The 22,372-nt window shown below is 69.7% G+C and carries 18 protein-coding genes and 1 riboswitch; of the genes, 13 read left to right on the top strand and 5 right to left on the bottom strand.

The window, feature by feature from the left end; genetic code table 11:
* Positions 1–71 precede the first annotated feature (71 nt).
* Positions 72–3,197, top strand: coding sequence for an efflux RND transporter permease subunit (locus NRK68_RS09830; protein WP_183065069.1), 3,126 nt, complete (start codon positions 72–74; stop codon positions 3,195–3,197).
* A gap of 107 nt (positions 3,198–3,304) precedes the next feature.
* Here the strand turns inward: NRK68_RS09830 and nadA are convergent, their stop codons facing one another.
* A complete protein-coding gene (gene nadA / locus NRK68_RS09825) occupies positions 3,305–4,492 on the bottom strand; it encodes a quinolinate synthase NadA (RefSeq protein WP_183065068.1) in 1,188 nt (395 codons plus the stop codon).
* 292 nt (positions 4,493–4,784) lie between these two features.
* Here nadA and NRK68_RS09820 point away from each other — a divergent pair, with 292 nt between their 5' ends.
* Positions 4,785–5,141, top strand: coding sequence for a HesB/IscA family protein (locus NRK68_RS09820; protein WP_030029080.1), 357 nt, complete (start codon positions 4,785–4,787; stop codon positions 5,139–5,141).
* Positions 5,142–5,232: 91 nt separating this feature from the next.
* Here the strand turns inward: NRK68_RS09820 and NRK68_RS09815 are convergent, their stop codons facing one another.
* Positions 5,233–6,672 carry a hypothetical protein gene (locus tag NRK68_RS09815; RefSeq protein WP_257855595.1) on the bottom strand — a complete coding sequence of 480 codons (1,440 nt, stop codon included), beginning with the start codon at positions 6,670–6,672 and terminating at the stop codon, positions 5,233–5,235.
* Between the two features lie 80 nt (positions 6,673–6,752).
* Entirely contained in the window at positions 6,753–6,992 is a 240-nt protein-coding gene (locus tag NRK68_RS09810) for a hypothetical protein (protein WP_046775199.1), read from the bottom strand.
* A gap of 143 nt (positions 6,993–7,135) precedes the next feature.
* On the opposite strand from NRK68_RS09810, the gene NRK68_RS09805 reads away from it, so the two are divergent.
* Positions 7,136–8,110, top strand: a complete 975-nt coding sequence (locus NRK68_RS09805; protein WP_183065066.1) for a carbohydrate kinase family protein — start codon at positions 7,136–7,138, stop codon at positions 8,108–8,110.
* Between the two features lie 130 nt (positions 8,111–8,240).
* Here NRK68_RS09805 and NRK68_RS09800 read toward each other — a convergent pair whose 3' ends face one another.
* The gene (locus NRK68_RS09800; RefSeq protein WP_183065065.1) at positions 8,241–9,629 is read right to left on the bottom strand and encodes a cysteine desulfurase/sulfurtransferase TusA family protein; all 1,389 of its coding nucleotides are present in this window, start codon (positions 9,627–9,629) and stop codon (positions 8,241–8,243) included.
* Between the two features lie 282 nt (positions 9,630–9,911).
* Here NRK68_RS09800 and ctaC point away from each other — a divergent pair, with 282 nt between their 5' ends.
* From ctaC to NRK68_RS09780, 4 genes are all read left to right on the top strand, one after another.
* Positions 9,912–10,886, top strand: a complete 975-nt coding sequence (ctaC, locus tag NRK68_RS09795) for an aa3-type cytochrome oxidase subunit II (protein ID WP_046775202.1) — start codon at positions 9,912–9,914, stop codon at positions 10,884–10,886.
* On the top strand, positions 10,883–12,613 hold the full coding sequence (ctaD, locus tag NRK68_RS09790; RefSeq protein WP_183065064.1) for an aa3-type cytochrome oxidase subunit I: 1,731 nt from the start codon (positions 10,883–10,885) through the stop codon (positions 12,611–12,613). Before ctaC ends, ctaD begins: the two co-directional genes overlap by 4 nt.
* The gene (locus NRK68_RS09785) at positions 12,610–13,008 is read left to right on the top strand and encodes a cytochrome c oxidase subunit 4 (RefSeq protein ID WP_030849356.1); all 399 of its coding nucleotides are present in this window, start codon (positions 12,610–12,612) and stop codon (positions 13,006–13,008) included. The genes ctaD and NRK68_RS09785 overlap by 4 nt, the downstream gene beginning before the upstream one ends.
* A gap of 128 nt (positions 13,009–13,136) precedes the next feature.
* Positions 13,137–14,381 (top strand): L,D-transpeptidase, encoded by a 1,245-nt coding sequence (locus tag NRK68_RS09780; RefSeq protein ID WP_183065063.1) that lies wholly within the window; start codon positions 13,137–13,139, stop codon positions 14,379–14,381.
* 51 nt (positions 14,382–14,432) lie between these two features.
* Here the strand turns inward: NRK68_RS09780 and NRK68_RS09775 are convergent, their stop codons facing one another.
* Entirely contained in the window at positions 14,433–14,837 is a 405-nt protein-coding gene (locus NRK68_RS09775) for a hypothetical protein (RefSeq protein WP_183065062.1), read from the bottom strand.
* Between the two features lie 199 nt (positions 14,838–15,036).
* Between NRK68_RS09775 and ctaE the strand changes: the two genes are divergently transcribed.
* The 6 genes from ctaE (at position 15,037) to NRK68_RS09745 (ending at position 22,257) form a co-directional block, all read left to right on the top strand.
* Positions 15,037–15,657 carry an aa3-type cytochrome oxidase subunit III gene (gene ctaE / locus NRK68_RS09770; RefSeq protein WP_030849365.1) on the top strand — a complete coding sequence of 207 codons (621 nt, stop codon included), beginning with the start codon at positions 15,037–15,039 and terminating at the stop codon, positions 15,655–15,657.
* A gap of 76 nt (positions 15,658–15,733) precedes the next feature.
* Entirely contained in the window at positions 15,734–16,543 is an 810-nt protein-coding gene (gene qcrC, locus NRK68_RS09765; protein ID WP_030036316.1) for a cytochrome bc1 complex diheme cytochrome c subunit, read from the top strand.
* Positions 16,540–17,598 (top strand): cytochrome bc1 complex Rieske iron-sulfur subunit, encoded by a 1,059-nt coding sequence (gene qcrA / locus NRK68_RS09760; protein ID WP_183065061.1) that lies wholly within the window; start codon positions 16,540–16,542, stop codon positions 17,596–17,598. Before qcrC ends, qcrA begins: the two co-directional genes overlap by 4 nt.
* The gene (gene qcrB, locus NRK68_RS09755; protein ID WP_257855594.1) at positions 17,595–19,223 is read left to right on the top strand and encodes a cytochrome bc1 complex cytochrome b subunit; all 1,629 of its coding nucleotides are present in this window, start codon (positions 17,595–17,597) and stop codon (positions 19,221–19,223) included. Before qcrA ends, qcrB begins: the two co-directional genes overlap by 4 nt.
* A 164-nt stretch (positions 19,224–19,387) precedes the next feature.
* Positions 19,388–20,452: an anthranilate phosphoribosyltransferase gene (trpD, locus tag NRK68_RS09750; RefSeq protein WP_183065059.1), complete on the top strand. Its 1,065-nt coding sequence runs from the start codon at positions 19,388–19,390 to the stop codon at positions 20,450–20,452.
* An 85-nt stretch (positions 20,453–20,537) separates the two neighbouring features.
* Positions 20,538–20,654, top strand: a riboswitch (SAM riboswitch).
* Positions 20,655–20,874: 220 nt separating this feature from the next.
* Positions 20,875–22,257 carry an aminotransferase class V-fold PLP-dependent enzyme gene (locus NRK68_RS09745; RefSeq protein ID WP_183065058.1) on the top strand — a complete coding sequence of 461 codons (1,383 nt, stop codon included), beginning with the start codon at positions 20,875–20,877 and terminating at the stop codon, positions 22,255–22,257.
* Positions 22,258–22,372: the final 115 nt, after the last annotated feature.

Genomic DNA, 22,372 nt, shown 5'->3' with positions numbered 1-22,372 from the left:
CGAAACCGGCCCGCCGCATGGGACAGGGTGGCAGTGCCCTCGGTTCGTCACTGCAGAGAGATCCCATACCCATGTCCTGGCTGTCCCGCTTCAGCCTTGCCCAAAGGGCGTTGGTCGGCCTCGTGTCGATCGTCGCGCTCCTCTTCGGCGCCATAGCCATCCCGCAGCTCAAGCAGCAGCTGCTGCCCTCCATCGAACTCCCGATGGTGTCCGTGCTCGCGCCGTACCAGGGCGCCTCGCCCGACGTGGTGGAGAAGCAGGTCGTCGAACCGATCGAGGCCATGCTCAAGGGCGTCGACGGCATCACCGGCATCACCTCCACCGCCAGCGAGGGCAACGCCCTCGTCATGGCCACCTTCGACTACGGCGACAGCGGCACCAAGCAGCTCGTCGCCGACGTCCAGCAGGCCGTCAACCGGGCCCGCGTCCGGCTGCCCGCCGACGTGGACCCGCAGGTCGTGGCCGGTTCCACCGACGACATCCCGACGGTCATCCTGGCCGTCACCTCCGACAAGGACCAGCAGGCGCTCGCCGACCAGCTGGAGAAGTCCGTCGTGCCCGTCCTGTCGGACATCGACGGCGTCGGCCAGGTCAGCGTCGACGGCGTCCAGGACCTCCAGGTGACCGTCACCCCCGACGAGGCGAAGCTCGCCGCCGCCGGCCTCGACGGCGCCGGCCTCGCCCAGGGCCTCCAGGCGGGCGGCGCCGCCGTCCCCGCCGGCTCCTTCGACGAGGCGGGCAGGAACCGCACCGTCCGCGTGGGCAACGGCTTCACCTCCCTCGCCCAGGTCGAGGACCTGCGCCTGAGCCCCGGCCCGGGCAAGCCGGCCGTCCGCCTCGGCGACGTCGCCGCCGTCAAGCAGGAGCCGGCCAAGGCCGTCTCCATCACCCGCACCAACGGCAAGCCCAGCCTCGCCCTCGTCCTGACCATGGACAAGGACGGCAGCGCCGTCGCCATCTCCGACGCCGTCAAGGACAAGCTGCCCGAGCTGCGCTCCACCCTCGGCGCCGGCGCCGAGCTGACCGTCGTCAGCGACCAGGGCCCGGCCGTCGCCAAGTCCATCTCCAGCCTCACCACCGAGGGCATGCTCGGCCTGCTCTTCGCGGTGATCGTGATCCTGGTCTTCCTGGCGTCGCTGCGCTCGACGCTGGTCACCGCGGTCTCCATCCCGCTGTCCGTGGTCCTCGCCCTCATCGTGCTGTGGACCCGCGACCTGTCGCTCAACATGCTGACGCTGGGCGCGCTGACCATCGCCATCGGCCGGGTCGTCGACGACTCGATCGTGGTCCTGGAGAACATCAAGCGCCACCTCGGCTACGGCGAGGAGCGCGAGGCCGCGATCATCACCGCGGTCAAGGAGGTCGCCGGCGCGGTCACCTCCTCCACGCTCACCACCGTCGCCGTCTTCCTGCCCATCGGCCTCACCGGCGGCATGATCGGCGAGCTCTTCGGCTCCTTCTCGCTCACCGTCACCGCGGCCCTGCTGGCCTCGCTGCTCGTCTCGCTGACGGTCGTTCCGGTGCTCTCGTACTGGTTCCTCAGCGCCCCGAAGGGCGTCACGCCCGGGGACGCCGAGAGCGCCGCGAAGGCCCGGCGCGAGGCCGAGGAGAAGGAATCGCGCAGCCGCCTGCAGCGGTTCTACGTACGCGTCCTGGGCTTCGCCACCCGGCGCCGCCTGACCAGCGTGACCATCGCGGTGGTCGTCCTCCTCGGCACCTTCGGCATGACCCCGATGCTGAAGACCAACTTCTTCGACCAGGGCGAGCAGGACCTCCTGACGGTCAAGCAGGAGCTGGCCCCCGGCACCTCGCTGGCCGCCTCCGACGAGGCGAGCCGCAAGGTCGAGAAGGTCCTCGGCTCGGTCGACGGCGTCAAGAGCCACCAGGTCACCGTCGGCTCCTCCGGCTTCCTCGCGGCCTTCGGCGGCGGCACCGGCTCCAACCAGGCCTCCTACCAGGTCACCCTGAAGGACGCCGGCGACGCCGAGACCGTGAAGAAGCGGATCGAGGAGCAGCTCGCCGCCCTCGACGGCATCGGCGAGACCCGCGTCGCGGCGGGCGACGCCTTCGGCAGCCAGAACCTCAGCGTGGTCGTCAAGGCCGGCGACGGCGAGGTCCTCGCCAAGGCCGCCGAGCAGGTCCGCGCCGAGGTGGCGAAGCTGGACAACGTCACCGACGTGCAGAGCGACCTGTCCCAGTCCGTGCCCCGGATCTCGGTGACCGCCACCCCCAGGGCGGCGGAGGCCGGCCTGAACCAGGCCGCGCTCGGCGCACTCGTCGCCCAGGCCGTACGGGGCAACCCGGCGGGCAAGGCCGTACTGGACGACACCGAGCGGGACATCGTCATCAAGTCCGCGCAGCCGGCCACCACCCTGGCCGAACTGCAGGCGCTCCCCGTCGGCCCGCTCCGGCTCGGCGACATCGCCGAGGTCAAGGAGGTCCCCGGCCCGGTCGCGATGACCCGGATCGACGGCGCCCGCGCCGCGACCATCACCGCCCGTCCGCAGGGCGACAACACCGGCGCGGTCAGCGCCGCACTCCAGACGAAGCTCAAGGCCCTGGACCTGCCCGACGGCGCCACCGCGTCCATCGGCGGTGTCTCCGAGGACCAGGACGAGGCGTTCGGCTCGCTCGGCCTCGCCATGCTCGCGGCCATCGCGATCGTGTTCATGCTGCTGGTGGCGACCTTCCGGTCGCTCGTCCAGCCGCTGATCCTGCTGGTGTCCATCCCGTTCGCCGCGACCGGCGCGCTCGGTCTGCTCCTGGTCACCGGAACCCCGATGGGCGTCCCGGCGATGATCGGCATGCTGATGCTCATCGGCATCGTCGTCACCAACGCGATCGTCCTGATCGACCTCGTCAACCAGTACCGCGCCCAGGGCCTGGGCGTCGTCGAGGCGGTCGTCGAGGGCGGCCGGCACCGGCTGCGCCCGATCCTCATGACGGCCCTGGCGACGATCTTCGCCCTGCTCCCGATGGCGCTGGGCGTCACCGGCGAGGGCGGCTTCATCTCGCAGCCGCTCGCGGTCGTGGTGATCGGCGGCCTGGTCAGCTCGACCCTGCTGACGCTGCTCCTGGTGCCGACCCTCTACACGATGGTGGAGCTCCGCAAGGAACGCCGCCGCGCGAAGAAGGCCGCCCGCCTGACGGCGGTCCCGCCGCAGGAGCAGGCGGAGGAGGCCCCGGCCAAGGTCTGACCGGTGGCGCGGGCCCCGCGGGGCCCGCGCCGTCCGGCGGCCGGAACACGAGGAAGGGGCGCCCCCGGCCGGGGGCGCCCCTTCCTCGTCTGTCCGGACCGAACCGGCTACGGGAGGGCGAGCATGCGCTCCAGCGCGAGCTTCGCGAAGCTCTCCGTCTCCTTGTCGACCTGGATCTGGTTGACCAGGGTGCCCTCGGCCAGGGACTCCAGCGTCCACACCAGGTGCGGCAGGTCGATGCGGTTCATCGTCGAGCAGAAGCAGACCGTCTTGTCGAGGAAGACGACTTCCTTGTCCTCGGCAGCGAATCGATTCGCCAGGCGGCGGACCAGGTTCAGCTCGGTGCCGATGGCCCACTTGGAGCCGGCCGGGGCCGCCTCCAGCGCCTTGATGATGTACTCCGTCGAGCCGACGTAGTCCGCGGCCGCCACGACCTCGTGCTTGCACTCGGGGTGGACCAGGACGTTCACACCGGGGATGCGGGCGCGGACGTCGTTGACCGAGTCGACCGAGAACCGGCCGTGCACCGAGCAGTGGCCGCGCCACAGGATCATCCTGGCGTTCCGCAGCTGCTCGACGGTCAGGCCGCCGTTCGGCTTGTGCGGGTTGTACAGGACGCAGTCGTCCAGGGACATGCCCATGTCGCGGACGGCCGTGTTGCGGCCCAGGTGCTGGTCAGGGAGGAAGAGCACCTTCTCGCCCTGCTCGAACGCCCACTCCAGGGCCTTCTTCGCGTTGGACGAGGTGCAGATGGTGCCGCCGTGCTTGCCGGTGAAGGCCTTGATGTCGGCGGAGGAGTTCATGTACGAGACGGGGACCGTCGCACCGGCGATGCCGGCCTCGGTCAGCACGTCCCAGCACTCGGCGACCTGCTCGGCGGTGGCCATGTCGGCCATCGAGCAGCCGGCGGCCAGGTCCGGCAGGACCACCTTCTGGGCGTCCGAGGTCAGGATGTCCGCGGACTCGGCCATGAAGTGGACGCCGCAGAAGACGATGTACTCGGCCTCCGGCTTGGCGGCCGCGTCCTTGGCCAGCTTGAAGGAGTCCCCGGTGACGTCGGCGAACTCGATGACCTCGTCACGCTGGTAGTGGTGGCCGAGGATGAAGACCTTGTCCCCGAGCTTCTCCTTGGCCGCGCGGGCGCGCTCCACGAGGTCCGGGTCGGACGGCGAGGGCAGGTCGCCGGGGCACTCCACCCCGCGCTCGCTCTTGGGGTCGGCCTCACGGCCGAGCAGCAGCAGGGCAAGGGGCGTCGGCTGGACGTCCAACGGCTGGGCGGTGGTCACGACACGCACCCTTTCTGTTCTGCGACGAGGGATTTCAGGATCATCGCTTCGACTTCTCGTCTACTTGACGCTATCTATCATAACCGCTTCACGTCAGTTTGACGATGCCGATAGTGTCAATGTGACGCATCAGCCCTCGATTCGCCGGGCCCACCCCCGCGCGCGGTGTGCGAGCATGAATGTCTGAAACAAGCGTCGGGTCCCGGAATGAATCCGCGGTCCCGCTCGTTGCCACCGACGGCAAGAGTCCGACGTTTCCCCGCGCCCCGCGGGGAGCCGCCCACTTCGGGAGTGAATGCAGATGTCCGTACAGGACGACAAGACCACCGTGAGCGACGGCATCCTCCTGTCCGACGCCGCCGCCGAAAAGGTCAGGACCCTGCTGGAGCAGGAAGGCCGCGATGACCTGGCGCTCCGCGTCGCAGTCCAGCCCGGCGGCTGCTCCGGCCTGCGCTACCAGCTCTTCTTCGACGAGCGCTCCCTCGACGGCGATGTCGTGAAGGACTTCGACGGTGTGAAGGTCGTCACGGACCGCATGAGCGCCCCGTACCTGGGCGGCGCCTCCATCGACTTCGTCGACACCATCGAGAAGCAGGGCTTCACGATCGACAACCCCAACGCCACCGGCTCCTGCGCCTGCGGCGACTCGTTCAGCTAAGCCTGAACGGCACGCACGACGAGGGCCCGCCCCCGGTCCCATCCGACCGGGGGCGGGCCCTCGGACGTGTCCGGCGGCGGGCCCGTGGCGGCTACTGCCGCGGGAGCTCCTTGCCCGTCGTGGCGTCCAGCACCTTCCGGTCGCCGAGCGGCTCCTTCAAGGTCACCGTCACCGACTTCTCCTCCGCCAGCATGATGCAGGCCTGGCCCGGCTTGTTCGGCGTGTCCGTGATCTTCACCATGACCGACTCCGCCTGCTCCCGCGCCTCCACGGCGTAGGTGCTGCACGGGCTGCCCCAGAAGTTCACCGTCAGCTTCCGGTCGGCCTCCTTGTACGAGAAACCGGGCACGGTACGACCACCGCTCGGACCCGGCGTGCTCTCCTTCGCGGACGCCGGCTCGGCCACCGTGTGCCCCGGCGCGCCGCCTTGGCCCGCCACCTCGAACAGCCAGGCCGGGACCAGGCCCCGCGCCCCGTCGACCGTCCCCGGAGCCAGCCCGAGCACCGCGCCCTTCACCGTCTCCGTCCGCGGCGGCTTCATGGGCCGCGGCTCCGGATTGCACGGCACCGTCTCCGCCGACCCCGTCGCGGCGTCCCCGGCCAGCGGCACCGCGCTCGCGCAGCCGCTGGGGCCGGTCCCGCCCTCGGAGCCGCTCGACCGCGCGTTCAGCCGGGCCAGCGCCTCCACGGCCCCGACCACCTGCTGGTCGGCCGCCCGCACCGGCGCCTTCAGCTCACCGTTGCCGCCCACCACCGAGCCGTCCGCACCCACGCTCACCTTGGTGGACCAGCCCTGCGTGGGCAGCCCGCCGACCACCGGATCCGCGGTCACCACCCGTACCGCACCCTGGGTGAGCAGGGCGTCCAGCGTGGCCCCGTCCTGCCCCAGGGCCTTCAGCACCGGGGCCGCGGCGGCCTTGGCGGCCTCCTCGGACACCGGCTTCCCGCTCCCGCCCGCACCCCCGGCGTCCTTCGGCAGGGTGGCGGGACCGCAGGTGTCCCTGCCGCGCACACAGTCGTCCCCGGCGCCGTTGCCCGCACCGTCGCCGCCCGCCTGGAAGCGGTTGAAGTTCCAGGTCCCCGGGCCTGTACGGGCCACCGTCAGCCGCGGCCCGGAGCCGTCGGCGGCCTCCCCGGCCAGCCAGACGTCCCCCTCCAGCCGCGGCGTGCCCGTGATGCCCAGGGCCGCCGCCAGCCGGGCCACATCGGCCTGCGCCACCTCGCCGGACACGCTGTAGGCGGGCGCCGTGGCCGGAGCCTCGGGCAGCTTCACGTCGGCCCGGTAGACCACGCCCGCGCCCGACGGATCCGGCTCCCCGGGGGCGATGCCCGGCCCCGAGGGGTCTGCCGCGTCACGGGGCGCGGAGGCCGCGCTGTCGCCCGTACGGCGGGCCGCGCCGTCACCCTGGGCCGCCGACGCCCAGTAGGCGGTGCCGCCGCCCGCGAGCAGGACGGCGGCCGCGATCGAGCCGACGACCCAGGCGGGCCGCCGTCGTGTGCCGCTAGACGTGCCGGGTTCTTCGCTGGTCACCGCATCGCTCCTTCACTTGTCCCGCAGTGTCTGACGCGGGTGTGACGGAACAGGGGCGCAACCGGTTCCCCTTCTGCCTCCTACTGGTCCCCGTACGCGGCGGTGGAGGCGATCAGCCGGGCCGAGTCGGCCGGAACCCGCACCCCGTGGATCTGCGAGGCCGCCACCCGGACCGGCCGGCTGCCCTCCTCGACGCCCCAGTGCGGGGCCATCCGGGCGCAGTCCCCCAGCAGACGGGCGAAGCCGGGCCGTCCCGGGCCTTCCGCTCCGCGCCTCTCAGCGGTGTACTCGGCGTAGCCGTAACCGTCGGTATAGGTCATGCAGGCACCGTAGGCACCGGACCTCTCGCGAAGAAAGACCTACTACGGGGTAGTTTCAGAGGTGAGGTGCGGGGTTCGGCCAGGGGCCACTCACCGGGTAGTTTTGACTGTCCCTCGCCGTCCTCAGCAGGAGCGTCCACGCCGTGCGCATCGCAGTCACCGGCTCCATCGCCACCGACCACCTCATGACCTTCCCCGGCCGTTTCGCCGACCAGTTCGTCGCGGACCAGCTGCACACGGTCTCCCTCTCCTTCCTCGTCGACAACCTCGACGTGCGGCGGGGCGGTGTGGGTCCGAACATCTGCTTCGGCATGGGGCAGCTCGGCATCCGCCCGATCCTCGTCGGAGCCGCCGGCTCCGACTTCGACGAGTACCGCGCCTGGCTCGACCGGCACGGCGTCGACACCGAGTCCGTCCGCATCTCCGAGGTGCTGCACACCGCGCGCTTCGTCTGCACCACGGACTCCGACCACAACCAGATCGGCTCCTTCTACACGGGCGCGATGAGCGAGGCCCGCCTGATCGAGCTGAAGTCCGTGGCCGACCGCGTGGGCGGGCTCGACCTCGTCCTCATCGGCGCGGACGACCCCGAGGCGATGCTGCGCCACACCGAGGAGTGCCGGACGCGGGGGATCCCCTTCGCCGCCGACTTCTCGCAGCAGATCGCCCGCATGGACGGCGACAACATCCGCACCCTGATGGAGGGCGCGACCTACCTCTTCTCGAACGAGTACGAGAAGGGCCTCATCGAGTCGAAGTCCGGCTGGACGGACGAGGAGATCCTCGCCAAGGTCGGCACCCGCGTGACCACGCTGGGCTCCAACGGCGTCAGGATCGAGCGGGCCGGCGAGGACGCGATCGTCGTCGGCTGCCCCGAGGAGAACGCGAAGGTCGACCCGACCGGCGTCGGCGACGCCTTCCGCGCCGGATTCCTGACGGGCCTGGGCTGGGGCGTCGGGCTGGAGCGGGCGGCGCAGGTCGGCTGCATGCTCGCGACCCTCGTCATCGAGACGCTGGGCACCCAGGAGTACACCCTGGCGCGGGCGCACTTCATGGAGCGCTTCACCAAGGCCTACGGCGACGAGGCCGCGGCGGAGGTCCAGGCCCACCTGGCGTGACGTTCAGCCTCGCCGGCGTTCGAGTCGCTGGGTCCGGGGCGGCGCCCCGGGGAACCCGGCTCCGCCGGGCACCGGGCTCCGCCCGGACCCGCTCCTCGAACGCCGGAAGGGCTGGGTTCGGCCGGAGGGGTTACGAGCGGCGGCGGACCGTGTAGGCGGTGCCGGCCGGGCGGGGGGATTCGCCCAGGTAGTCGTGCCCCCGCATCGCGCACCACGCCGGGATGTCCAGCCGGGCCACCTCGTCGTCCGACAGGACGGTCACCGTGCCGCCCACCGGGACCCGGCCGATGGCGCGGGCCAGCTCGATCACCGGCTGGGGGCACCGCAGCCCGAGCGCGTCGAGCTCCAGGGACTCCGCCTCCGGAGCCGCCGCGGCCACCGCGGGCGGCTCCGACACGCCGAGCCGCTCCCGTACGCCCGCCACCGCACCCGGCAGCACCTCCAGGAACGCGTTGACCTCCTCGGCGGGGGTGCCCGGCGGCAGGGACACCCGTACGTTCCCCTCCGACAGCACGCCCATCGCCCGCAGCACGTGACTGGGGGTCAGCGTGGAGCTCGTGCAGGAGGAGCCGGAGGAGACCGAGAAGCCCGCCCGGTCCAGCTCGTGCAGCAGCGCCTCCCCGTCGACGTACAGGCAGGAGAAGGTGACCAGGTGCGGCAGCCGCCGGTCCGCGTCGCCGACCACCTCCACGTCCGGGACCAGCCGCACCACCCGCCGCCGGATGCGGTCCACCAGGACCCGCAGCCGGGCCGCCTCCGTGTCCGCCTCCGCCCGTACGGCCCGCAAGGATGCCGCCGCCGCCACGATCGCGGGAAGGTTCACGAAGCCGGGGGAGCGCCCCGACTCCCTCTCGTCCGCGGGGCCTTGGGGCGAGTAACGGACCCCCTTGCGGACCGCGAGCAGGCCGACCCCGGGCGGGCCGCCCCATTTGTGCGCACTGGCCGCCAGGGCCGACCAGGTGCCCTCCACGGGACCCCAGGCCAGCGACTGCGCCGCGTCCACCAGCAGCGGCACCCCGGCCGCCGCGCAGACCTCGGCGACCTCGGCCACCGGCTGGACCGTGCCCACCTCGTGGTTGGCCGACTGCAGGCAGGCCAGGGCGGTCGCCGGGGTCAGCGCGCCGGCGTACCCGGCGGCGGACACCGCGCCCGAGCGGTCCACCGGGACCTCGGACACGCTCCCGCCGCGCGCCTCGTGCGCCGCCGCCGAATGCAGTACAGAACTGTGTTCGACCGCTGATACGACCAGATGGCCACCGACACGTCGCCGCCCGGCGAGGACACCCGCGATGCCCGAGTGAACCGCGTGCGTCCCCGAAGGAGTGAACACGAGCTCGTCGGCGCGGCATCCCACCGCCTCGGCGGCGGCCTCCCGCGCCGCGTCCAGGAGCAGTCGCGCGCGCCTGCCCTCCCGGTACAGCCTGGCCGGATCGGCCCAGCCCTCGTCCAGGGAGGCCTGCAACGCCTGCCGGGCCACGGGGTGCAGGGGAGCGGCGGACGCGGTGTCGAAGTACGGCATCCGGCCACGCTAACGCCGACCCCGAGCGTTCGAGGTCAGGGGGCGTCAGATGCGCCCCGGAGCCCGCCGTTCAGGGCTGTGTCCGCCGTCCCCCGGACGGCGGATCCATCCCTTCGGGGGCAGTAGCGGCGCGTTGGGCACCCTCCCCGCGCGACCCCAAATAGCGTCCAGTAGGGTTTGGTCCGCATAAACATCCAAACCCCTGCCTGCGTCAGGGCCGGCGACCGACCCGAACACGGCCGCGGCCGGCCGCGCGGGCCGAGACTCTCGGGAAGGCGCTACGTGAGTCCCTACGGCTCCGACCGCTCGCCGCGGCGCCCGATGCGGCGGAAGCTGCTGCAGGCGCTGACTGCGGGCGTGGTCCTGGCGACCGCCACTGGTTGCTCGTATACATGGAAAGACTTCCCCCGCCTCGGAATGCCGACTCCGGTAACCGAGGAGGCGCCGCGCATCCTCTCCCTGTGGCAGGGATCCTGGGCGGCCGCGCTCGTCACGGGCATCCTGGTGTGGGGCCTGATCATCTGGAGCGTCATCTTCCACCGGCGCAGCCGGACGAAGATCGAGGTCCCGGCGCAGACCCGGTACAACATGCCCATCGAGGCGCTGTACACGGTGGTCCCGCTCATCATCGTCTCGGTGCTCTTCTACTTCACCGCGCGTGACGAGTCGAAGCTCCTCGCCCTCACCCCGAAGCCGCCGCACACGATCAACGTGATCGGCTTCCAGTGGAGCTGGGGCTTCAACTACATCGAGAACGTCGACGGCGACGCGGCCACCCCGAAGGCGGGTGCGGTTCCCAAGGAGCTGGCCTCCATCCCGGACCGCTTCACCAAGGACTTCCCGGCGGGCGCCGAGGGCGTCTACGAGAAGGGCGTCCCGAGCGACCGCAACCCGCAGACGGGCAACCCGGGTCCGACCCTGGTCCTCCCCAAGGGTGAGAAGGTCCGCTTCATCCTGTCGTCCAACGACGTCATCCACTCCTTCTGGGTGGTCCCCTTCCTGTTCAAGCAGGACGTCATTCCGGGCCACACCAACGTCTTCGAGGTCGTCCCCAGCCAAGAGGGCACCTTCATGGGCAAGTGCGCCGAGCTCTGCGGCGTCGACCACTCCCGGATGCTCTTCAACGTCAAGGTCGTCTCCCCCGAGGAGTACAAGACGTACCTGAAGGAGCTGGCGGAGAAGGGTCAGACCGGCTTCCTCCCCGCCGGTATCAAGCAGACCGACCCGGCCCGGAATGCGGAAGTGAACAAACTGTGAGCATCCTCAACGAATCCCAGGGTGCCCCCGCAGCCGACTCGTACGAGAACGAGCTGCCGGTGCGGCGCAAGCAGCCGGGCAACGTGGTCGTGAAGTGGCTCACCACCACCGACCACAAGACCATCGGCACGATGTACCTGGTCACCTCGTTCGTGTTCTTCATCATCGGCGGTCTGCTGGCGCTCTTCATGCGCGCCGAGCTGGCCCGTCCGGGCACGCAGATCATGTCGAACGAGCAGTTCAACCAGGCGTTCACCATGCATGGCACGATCATGCTGCTGATGTTCGCCACCCCGCTGTTCGCGGGCTTCGCCAACTGGATCATGCCGCTGCAGATCGGCGCGCCCGACGTGGCGTTCCCGCGGCTGAACATGTTCGCGTACTGGCTGTACCTCTTCGGCTCGACCATCGCGGTGGCCGGCTTCGTCACGCCGAACGGCGCCGCCGACTTCGGCTGGTTCGCCTACTCCCCGCTGTCGGACGCGGTCCGCTCGCCGGGCATCGGCGCCGACATGTGGATCATGGGTCTGGCCTTCTCCGGCTTCGGTACGATCCTCGGCTCGGTCAACTTCATCACCACGATCATCTGCATGCGCGCTCCCGGCATGACGATGTTCCGCATGCCGATCTTCACCTGGAACGTGCTGCTGACCGGTGTTCTGGTCCTGCTCGCCTTCCCGGTCCTGGCCGCCGCGCTCTTCGCGCTGGAGTCCGACCGCAAGTTCGGCTCGCACGTGTTCGACAGTGCCAACGGTGGAGCACTGCTCTGGCAGCACCTCTTCTGGTTCTTCGGACACCCGGAGGTGTACATCATCGCGCTGCCGTTCTTCGGCATCGTCTCCGAGATCATCCCGGTCTTCTCGCGCAAGCCGATGTTCGGCTACATCGGCCTGATCGCCGCGACGATCGCGATCGCCGGCCTCTCGGTGACCGTGTGGGCCCACCACATGTACGTCACCGGCGGTGTGTTGCTGCCGTTCTTCTCCTTCATGACCTTCCTGATCGCGGTACCGACCGGTGTGAAGTTCTTCAACTGGATCGGCACCATGTGGAAGGGCTCGCTGTCCTTCGAGACCCCGATGCTCTGGACGATCGGCTTCCTGGTCACCTTCACCTTCGGTGGTCTGACCGGCGTCATCCTGGCCTCGCCCCCGATGGACTTCCACGTCTCCGACTCGTACTTCGTCGTCGCCCACTTCCACTACGTCGTCTTCGGCACCGTGGTGTTCGCGATGTTCGCCGGCTTCCACTTCTGGTGGCCGAAGTTCACGGGCAAGATGCTGGACGAGCGCCTCGGCAAGATCACCTTCTGGACGCTGTTCATCGGCTTCCACGGCACCTTCCTGGTGCAGCACTGGCTGGGCGCCGAGGGCATGCCGCGTCGTTACGCGGACTACCTCGCGGCCGACGGCTTCACCACGCTGAACACGATCTCCACGATCAGCTCCTTCGTGCTGGGCCTGTCGATGCTGCCGTTCATCTACAACGTGTGGAAGACGGCCAAGTACGGCAAGAAGATCGAGGTCGACGACCCGTGGGGCTACGGCCGTTCGCTCGAATGGGCGACGTCCTGCCCGCCGCCGCGGCACAACTTCCTCACCCTGCCGCGCATCCGTAGCGAGTCGCCGGCGTTCGACCTCCACCACCCGGAGATCGCCGCACTCGACCACCTCGAGGACCACGGCGCCAAGGCGGCCGTCACCGGTGGCAAGGAGGCCGGCAAGTGAAGATCCAGGGCAAGATGTTCCTCTGGCTCTCCTTCTTCATCCTGATCATGGCCGTCGTGTACGGCGTGTGGTCGAAGGAGCCCGTCGGAACCACCGCGCTCTTCCTGGCCTTCGGCCTGAGCGTCATGATCGGCTACTACCTGGCCTTCACGGCCAAGCGCGTCGACGAGATGGCCCAGGACAACCTGGAGGCCGACGTCGCCGACGAGGCCGGCGAGCTGGGGTTCTTCTCCCCGCACAGCTGGCAGCCGCTCTCGCTGGGCATCGGTGGCGCGCTCGCCTTCATGGGCGTCATCTTCGGCTGGTGGCTCATGTACTTCTCGGCCCCGATCATCCTGATCGGCCTGTGGGGCTGGGTGTACGAGTACTACCGCGGTGAGAACGCCAACCAGTAGGACGCAAAGCACCGCGCGGCCCGGCCGCGCACCACGTGGGGCCCGGACACCTCTTCGGAGGAGTCCGGGCCCCTCGTTTGCAGTCACCCCGCGCGCCGTAATTGTCATATCTTCATAGCGTTGGCCCCATGAAGCACTCACCGCGTCTTTGGACGGTACTCAGCTGCTCCCTGCTGGTCGCGTCCCTCGGGGCCGGCGCCACCGCATGCGGGTCCGGCGACAACCCGCTGTCGGCCCGCCCGGTCGACGCGGGCGAGCAGGTCGCCTTCAACCGGACCGCAGGCAGCCGCCCCGTCGACCCCAACCGGCCCCTGGAGATCACCGCCAGGAACAAGGGCAGCCGGATCACCGACGTGACGGTCGTGGACACCCACGGCCGCCGCCTGGCGGGCGAACTCAGCGCCAAGGGCGACCGGTGGCACAGCACCGCCCCCATGGCCGCAGGCGTCCGCTACACCGTCACCGTGAGCACCGAGGACCAGCGGGGCACCCCGGGCCGGCGCACGATGGCCTTCGACACCACCCCGTCCAAAGGCGTCCTGAAGGTCGAATTCGGCCCGGAGGAGGGCAAGTACGGCGTCGGACAGCCCCTCACCGCCGAACTCAACGAGCCCGTCAAGGACAAGGCCGCGCGCGCCGTCGTCGAACGGGGCCTGGTCGTCGACGCCCCGGACGGGGTCGAAGGAGCCTGGCACTGGGTCGACGACAAGAAGCTGCACTACCGCCCGAAGGACTACTGGCCCGCCAACACCACCGTCTCCGTACGGAGCAACCTGGAGGGCATCAGGATCACCGACGACCTCCACGGGGCCGCCGCCAAGCCCCTGAAGCTGGAGATCGGCGACCGCGTCGAGGTCACCACCGACGCCTCCGCGCACTGGCTGACCTTCAAGCGCAACGGAGAAGTGATCAATTCCATCCCCGTCACCACCGGCAAGCCCGGGTTCTCCACCCGGAACGGCATCAAGGTGGTGCTGGGCAAGCAGTACTACGTACAGATGCGCGGGGACACCGTCGGCATCGGCGGCAGCGAGTACTACAACCTGCCCGTCTACTACGCCACCCGCGTCACCTGGAGTGGTGAATACGTCCACGCCGCCCCGTGGTCCATCGGCTCCCACGGCTACGCCAACGTCAGCCACGGCTGCACCGGCATGAGCACCGGCAACGCCGCCTGGTTCTACGAGAACATCACCGAGGGCGACATCGTCCAGGTGATCAACAGCATCGGCGACGACATGGACATCTTCGGCAACGGCTTCGGGGACTGGAACATGGACTGGAAGGACTGGCGCGAGGGCAGCGCCCTCCTCCAGGGCACCCGGGAAGGCCGCAGCCACATCGACCAGGCGCGCCTCAGGCCCACGGTCTGACCGGCCGGGCCCCCGGACGCGGTCCGGGGGCCCGCCGGGCGTCCGCGGGCGTCAGGCCGCCGAGGAGGACAGCCTCGCCCGCAGCAGGGCCGCCAGGGCGTCCGCGAACTCCACCGGGTCCACCGGAAGGGTCACCGCGGCGTCCGCGCGGCTCCACGTGGCCAGCCAGGCGTCCTGGGGGCGCCCCATCAGCAGCAGCACCGGGGGACACCGGAAGATCTCGTCCTTGATCTGCCGGCACACACCCATGCCCCCGGCCGGAACCGCCTCGCCGTCCAGCACGCACACGTCGATGCCGCCCGCGTCCAGCTCCGACAGGACAGCCGGCAGGGTCGCGCACTCCAGGAACTCCACCGGCGGCAGATCCGCGGCGGGACGGCGGCCCGCCGCCAGTCTCACCTGCTCCCGGGTGCCCGCGTCGTCGCTGTAGACCAGAACCCGCGCAGTCGCCCGCATTTCGATCCTCCACGTGTCCCATGAATCACGTTGATGTTGCGCGGGATGCTACTCCTCCCCCCGCCCTGTCAACATCGGTTCGGACATGTGCACGGGGCCGTTCGGAGAGGTCATCTGATGGGCCGTTCGGGCCTTGCACACGCCCCTGACACTCCGAACGGCACCCCCCGGGGTGAGGGCGGGATAAGCGACCGACATAATGTCGGTCGTGGCGACAGCAACGACAGTAGATACCGGGCACGCGCACCCGACGGTCAACCGGCCGAACCTCGTCAGCGTCGGAACCATCATCTGGTTGAGTTCCGAGCTGATGTTCTTCGCGGCCCTCTTCGCGATGTACTTCACCCTGCGATCCGTGACGGGTCCCGAGTACTGGACGGAACAGGCGAACACCCTGAACCTCCCGTTCTCGGCGACGAACACGACGATCCTGGTGCTTTCCTCCCTCACCTGCCAGCTCGGCGTATTCGCCGCCGAGCGCGGTGACGTGAAGAAGCTCCGGACGTGGTTCATCATCACGTTCGTCATGGGTGCGATCTTCATTGGCGGCCAGGTGTTCGAGTACACCGAGCTGGTCAAGCACGAGGGCATGAGCCTCTCGTCCGGTCCGTACGGCTCGGTCTTCTACCTGACCACCGGCTTCCACGGTCTGCACGTGACGGGCGGTCTCATCGCCTTCCTGCTGGTCCTCGGCCGGACGTACGCGGCCAAGAGGTTCACCCACGAACAGGCCACGTCGGCCATCGTCGTGTCCTACTACTGGCACTTCGTCGACGTCGTCTGGATCGGCCTCTTCGCGACGATCTACCTGATCAAGTAGCGAACACGTCACCGGGCCCGACCCGGCACTCCATCCAGACACACCGACGCAGAAGATCCTGACACCGGGGTAATCCGTGAAAAAGCTCTCCGCACGACGACGCCATCCGCTGGCGGCGGTCGTCGTTCTACTCCTCGCGCTGGCGGCCACTGGGGGGCTGTACGCCGCCTTTGCTCCCGCGGGCAAGGCGCAGGCCGATGAAACCGCCCAGTCCCTCGCCATCGAGGAGGGCAAGAAGCTCTACGCCGTGGGTTGCGCAAGCTGCCACGGAACCGGCGGTCAGGGTTCCTCTGACGGCCCGAGCCTGGTCGGCGTCGGCTCCGCGGCCGTCGACTTCCAGGTGAGCACGGGCCGCATGCCCGCCCAGCAGCCCGGCGCCCAGGTGCCGAAGAAGCCGGTCATCTACACCCAGGCGCAGATCGACCAGCTGGCCGCGTACATCGCCTCCCTCGGCGCCGGCCCGATCACGCCGACCGAGAAGCAGTACGACCCGGCGGACGCCGACATCGCCAACGGTGGCGAGCTGTTCCGCAACAACTGCGCGCAGTGCCACAACTTCACCGGTGAAGGCGGCGCGCTGACCAACGGCAAGTACGCCCCCAACCTTGAGGACGTCTCGCCGAAGCACATCTACGAGGCCATGCAGACCGGCCCGCAGAACATGCCCTCCTTCCCCGACAGCACCATGCCGGAGAAGCAGAAGAAGGACATCATCGCGTACCTCCAGAACGTGAACGGTGAGAAGTCGACCAACCCCGGTGGTCTCAAGCTCGGTGGCCTCGGCCCCGTCTCCGAGGGTCTGTTCGGCTGGATCTTCGCTCTGGGTGCGCTGATCGCTGTCGCCGTCTGGGTCGCGGCCCACACCGCTAAGGCCAAGAAGTCATGAGTAGCCAAGAGATTCCCGAAGAGAAGCACCTGCCGAGCGAGCAGGGCGACGCCCACCACGGTGGCGTAGCAGTGGCGGACGACCCGTTCGCCGACCCGGGCCTGCCGGTCCACAAGCCGCGCATCCAGGACATCGACGAGCGTGCGGCGAAGCGTTCCGAGCGCACCGTCGCCATGCTGTTCACGCTGTCGATGCTGGCCACGATCGGCTTCATCGCCTCGTACGTGATCTTCCCGGTCGACAAGATCGTCTTCATCTTCCCGCTCGGGAAGGTCAGCGCGCTCAACTTCGCCCTGGGCATGACGCTGGGCACGGCCCTCTTCTGCATCGGCGCGGGCGCGGTCCACTGGGCCCGCACCCTGATGTCCGACGTCGAGGTCGCCGACGACCGCCACGAGATCGCCGCTTCGCCGGAGGTCAAGGCGAAGGTCCTGCAGGACTTCGCCGACGGCGCCAACGAGTCCGGCATCGGCCGCCGTCCGCTGATCCGCAACACGATGCTCGGCGCGCTGGCCATGCTGCCGCTCTCCGCCGTCGTGATCATGCGCGACCTGGGCCCGCTGCCCGAGGACAAGCTGCGCCACACCATGTGGGCCAAGGGCAAGCTGCTCATCAACCAGAACACGATGGAGCCGCTGCGTCCCGAGGACGTGCTCGTCGGTTCGCTGACGTTCGCCATGCCCGAGGGCCTGGACGAGCACCAGCACGACTTCCAGACGCAGATCGCCAAGGCCGCCCTGATGATCGTCCGCATTCAGCCGGAGGACATCAAGGACAAGCAGGAACTCGAGTGGTCCCACGACGGGATCGTGGCCTACTCGAAGATCTGCACCCACGTCGGCTGCCCGATCAGCCTGTACGAGCAGCAGACGCACCACGTGCTCTGCCCGTGCCACCAGTCCACCTTCGACCTCTCCGACGGCGCCCGCGTCATCTTCGGCCCGGCCGGTCACGCGCTTCCGCAGCTGCGGATCGGCGTGAATGGTGACGGCTTCCTCGAAGCGCTCGGCGACTTCGAAGAGCCCGTCGGTCCTGCATTCTGGGAGCGCGGATGAGCACCGCCACTGACAACAAGGCGCGCAAAGCGCCGGCCGGCGAGCGCGTAGCGGACTGGGCGGACGGCCGCCTGGGCATCTACAGCCTGGCCAAGGCCAACATGCGCAAGATCTTCCCGGACCACTGGTCCTTCATGCTGGGTGAGATCTGCCTCTACAGCTTCATCATCATCATCCTCACGGGTGTGTACCTGACGCTGTTCTTCCACCCGAGCATGAACGAGGTGGAGTACCACGGCAGTTACGTCCCCATGCAGGGCGTGCTGATGTCGGAGGCCTTCGCCTCGACACTCGACATCAGCTTCGACGTCCGCGGTGGTCTGCTCATCCGCCAGATCCACCACTGGGCGGCGCTGATCTTCGTCGCGGCGATGATCGTGCACATGATGCGCGTCTTCTTCACCGGCGCGTTCCGCAAGCCGCGCGAGGTCAACTGGATCTTCGGCTTCCTGCTGCTGGTCCTCGGCATGTTCACCGGCTTCACCGGTTACTCGCTGCCGGACGACCTGCTCTCGGGTACCGGTGTCCGCTTCATGCAGGGCGCGATCCTGTCCGTCCCGGTCGTCGGCACCTACCTGTCGATGTTCCTGTTCGGCGGTGAGTTCCCGGGCGGCGACTTCGTCGCACGCTTCTACTCGGTGCACATCCTGCTGCTGCCCGGCATCATGATGGGCCTCCTCGTGGCCCACCTGATCTTGGTCTTCTACCACAAGCACACCCAGTACGCGGGCCCCGGCAAGACGAACAACAACGTCGTCGGCATGCCGCTGCTGCCGGTCTACATGGCCAAGGCCGGAGGCTTCTTCTTCCTGGTCTTCGGTGTCATCTCGGTCGTCGCCGCGGTCGCCTCGATCAACCCGATCTGGGCCCTCGGCCCGTACCGCCCGGACCACGTGTCCACCGGTGCGCAGCCCGACTGGTACATGGGTATGCCGGAAGGCCTGATCCGTGCCATGCCCGGCTGGGAGATCAACCTGTGGGGCCACACGCTCGTCCTGGGCGTGTTCATCCCGCTGGTCCTCTTCCCGCTGGTCCTCGGCGCGATCGCCGTCTGGCCGTTCATCGAGTCCTGGGTCACCGGCGACAAGCGCGAGCACCACATCCTGGACCGCCCGCGCAACGTCCCGACCCGTACGGCCTTCGGTGTCGCCTGGATCGCGGAGTACATCGTGCTCCTCATCGGCGGCGGCAACGACATGTTCGCCCAGTACTTCCACCTGTCGATCAACGCGATCACGTGGTTCGTCCGGATCGGCTTCTTCGTCGTCCCGGTCGTCGCCTTCATCGTCACCAAGCGGATCTGCCTCGGCCTCCAGCGCCGGGACCGGGACAAGGTGCTGCACGGTCGCGAGACCGGCATCATCAAGCGCCTGCCGCACGGTGAGTTCGTCGAGGTCCACGAGCCGCTCCCGCAGGGCAATCTGCACACCCTCACCGCGCACGAGCAGTACAAGCCGATCGAGATCGGCCCGACGGTCGACGAGAACGGTGTCGAGCGCAAGGTGAAGGCCACCGAGAAGCTGCGCGCGAAGCTCAGCAAGGGCTTCTACGCCGAGGGGAACCAGATCCCCAAGCCCACGGTGGAGGAGTACAAGGAGATCCAGTCCGGCCACGGCCACCACTGATCCCCTGCACCACCGCATGAGGGACTGATTTCGGTCAGTCCTGGTGTCGCCACGGCGAGAGCCCCGTCCAGTGTCTGGACGGGGCTCTTTGCCGTAACCGGGGCTGGATAGGCTGATCTCCGACCCATTCGACGTGGAACCCCCATCAACAGCAGGAGCGGACCATGAACGTTGCGACCCCGGCAGGCGGCGACAGCGTGGCGGCCCGTGGCTGGCCGGCCGTCCTCGACGCCCTGCTGACCGGCCAGGACCTGAGCGCCGACGACACCGCCTGGGCCATGGACCGGATCATGCGGGGGGAGGCCACCGACGCCCAGATCGCCGGCTTCGTGGTGGCCCTGCGGGCCAAGGGGGAGACGGTCGCGGAGATCAACGGCCTGGTACGGGCCATGTACGGGCACGCCAACCTCATCGAGGTACCGGGCCGGACCGTCGACATCGTCGGCACCGGCGGCGACGGCGCCAAGACGGTCAACATCTCCACGATGTCGGCGATCGTCGTCGCAGGCACCGGCGCCAAGGTGGTCAAGCACGGCAACCGTGCCGCGTCCTCCGCCAGCGGCTCCTCCGACGTCCTGGAGAAGCTCGGCGTCAACCTCGACCTCCCCATCGACGGCGTGGTGCGGGTCGCGGAGGAGGCGGGCATCACCTTCTGCTTCGCCGTGAAGTTCCACCCGGCCCTGCGGCACGTCGCGGGCGCCCGCCGGGAACTGGGCATCCGCACCACCTTCAACGTCCTCGGCCCGCTGACCAACCCCGCCCGCGTACGGTCCCAGGCCAGCGGCGTCGCCGACCCCCGGATGGCCCCCATCGTGGCCGGCGTGCTCGCCGAGCGCGGCTCGTCCGCCCTGGTCTTCCGCGGCGACGACGGCCTCGACGAACTGACCACCACCGCGACCTCACGGGTCTGGTGGGTCCGCGACGGCAAGGTCTCCGAGCAGTCCTTCGACCCGCGTGACGTCGGCATCCCGCTGGTCGGCGTCTCCGCCCTGGCCGGCGGGGACCCCTCGTACAACGCGGACGTGGCCCGCCGCCTGCTGGCCGGCGAGACCGGACCGGTACGCGACGCCGTCCTGCTGAACTCCGCCGCCGCCCTGGTCGCCCTGGACCCGGGCCCGGGCACCCTGGAGGAGCAGATCGCGGCCGGCATCACCCGCGCGGCCGAGTCGATCGACTCCGGTTCCGCCCGGGCCGCACTGGAGCGCTGGGTGACGGCCAGCAACGCCTGATCCGGCACCCGTTTCGAGCCAAACCCCGGTCCACCATGCGGACCGGGGTCTTGTGCACGAGGATCTTGTGGCAGGATGCGGACCAGGTCACGAGTGACAGCGTTCAGGCCCCGGCTTGCTGTCCGGCAACCCTCCTTCCGTGGCGGGGTGCCCCGGGTGATGACCGGGCTGTAGGCAGCAAGGCCTACGGCAAGCGCGGATCCCTCGACACCAGGGGTCCTGGTCTCTCGAGGAGCGTTTTCCGTGAGCAAGCGAATGCGATAGGGCGACTGCCGCCCCTACTTCACCCTCGGACCAGGGTCATTTCGGCGTACCCCGACCGTCCCGTCCGAGGCCCCTCCCGTACCCCGGACGGCCGCAGCGCCGTACCCGCGTACGGGCACACCGAAGCCATTCAGCCCTGCCTGCCGGGAGATACCGCCATGTCCGCATCCCTGAACGCCGCCGTCGCCACCACTGCCGCGTCGGACCCCGCCTGCGCCGAGCCGCTCGCCGTCCTCGGCCGCGACGTCACCGTCCCCCTCGTCACCGGCGGCGAGGTCACCTACGCGGCCCTCGACTACGCGGCCAGCGCCCCCGCCCTCCAGCGGGTCTGGGACGACGTGGCCGCCTACGCCCCCTACTACGGCAGCGTCCACCGCGGCGCCGGATACCTCTCGCAGCTCTCCACCGACCTCTTCGAGCAGAGCCGGGCCACGGTCGCCGAATTCCTCGACTGCCGCCCCACCGACCAGGTCGTCTTCACCCGCTCCACCACCGACTCCCTGAACCTCCTCGCGGCGGTCATCCCCGCCGACTGCCAGGTGTTCGTCTTCGAGACCGAGCACCACGCCTCGCTCCTGCCCTGGACGAACGCGCAGGTCACCTACCTCAACGCGCCGCGCACCCCGGCCGAGGCCGTCGCCACCCTGGAGCGGGCACTCGCCGACCGCGAGCCGTACGGCCCGGCGCTCGTGTGCGTCACCGGCGCGTCCAACGTCACCGGCGAGCTGTGGCCGGTGAAGGAACTCGCCGCCGCCGCGCACGCCCACGGCGCGCGGATCGTGCTGGACGCCGCCCAGCTGGCCCCGCACCACCCCGTCTCCGTGCGCGACCTCGACGTCGACTGGGTCGCCTTCTCCGGCCACAAGCTCTACGCACCCTTCGGCTCGGGTGTCCTCGCCGGCCGCGCCGACTGGCTGCGGCAGGCCGAGCCGTACCTGGCCGGCGGCGGAGCCTCCCGCAAGGTCTCCCGCCGCGAGGACGGCGGCGTGGACGTCGAGTGGCACACCACGGCCGCGCGCCACGAGGCCGGCTCCCCGAACGTCATCGGCGTCTACTCCATCGCCTCCGCCTGCCGGGCCCTGACCGAGGCGGGCTTCGAGAACCTGGTGGCGCGCGAGCAGCGGCTGGTGGAGCGGGTCCGTGAGGGCCTCGCCGAGGTCCCGGCCGTCCGGATCCTGTCCCTCTTCGGGGACGACGCCCCGCGGGTCGGCGTCCTCTCCTTCGTCGTGGACGGCTGGAACAGCTCCCACTTCGCCGCCGCGCTCTCCGCCGAGTACGGGATCGGCGTACGGGACGGCCTGTTCTGCGCCCACCCGCTGGTGCGGACCCTGCTGGGCAGCGAGCCGCAGACGCAGGGCGAGTGCGGTGCCCCGGAGGCGGCGCCGGGGGAGCGGTCGCTGAACGCGATCCGCGTCAGCTTCGGTGCGGGCACGCCGGACGAGCACGTCGATCGCTTCGTGCGGGCGGTGAAGGAACTCGTCACGGACGGCGCGAAGTGGCAGTACCGCACGGAGGAAGGCCGCTGCGTCCCGGCGGTGTGACCTGCGGTGCCCCTGCGGGGTTGCTCGGCCGTGCCCCTGCGGGGTTGCTCGGCCGTGCCCCTGCGGGGTTGCTCGGCGGTGTCCTGTGCGGTGGTGTCGTGGGGCGGGGTGTGCG

Source organism: Streptomyces yangpuensis (assembly GCF_024666385.1).
Lineage (GTDB): Bacteria > Actinomycetota > Actinomycetes > Streptomycetales > Streptomycetaceae > Streptomyces > Streptomyces yangpuensis.
The sequence above is the reverse complement of the archived record's forward strand: the minus strand, read 5'-3'. Positions and strand labels throughout refer to the sequence as shown.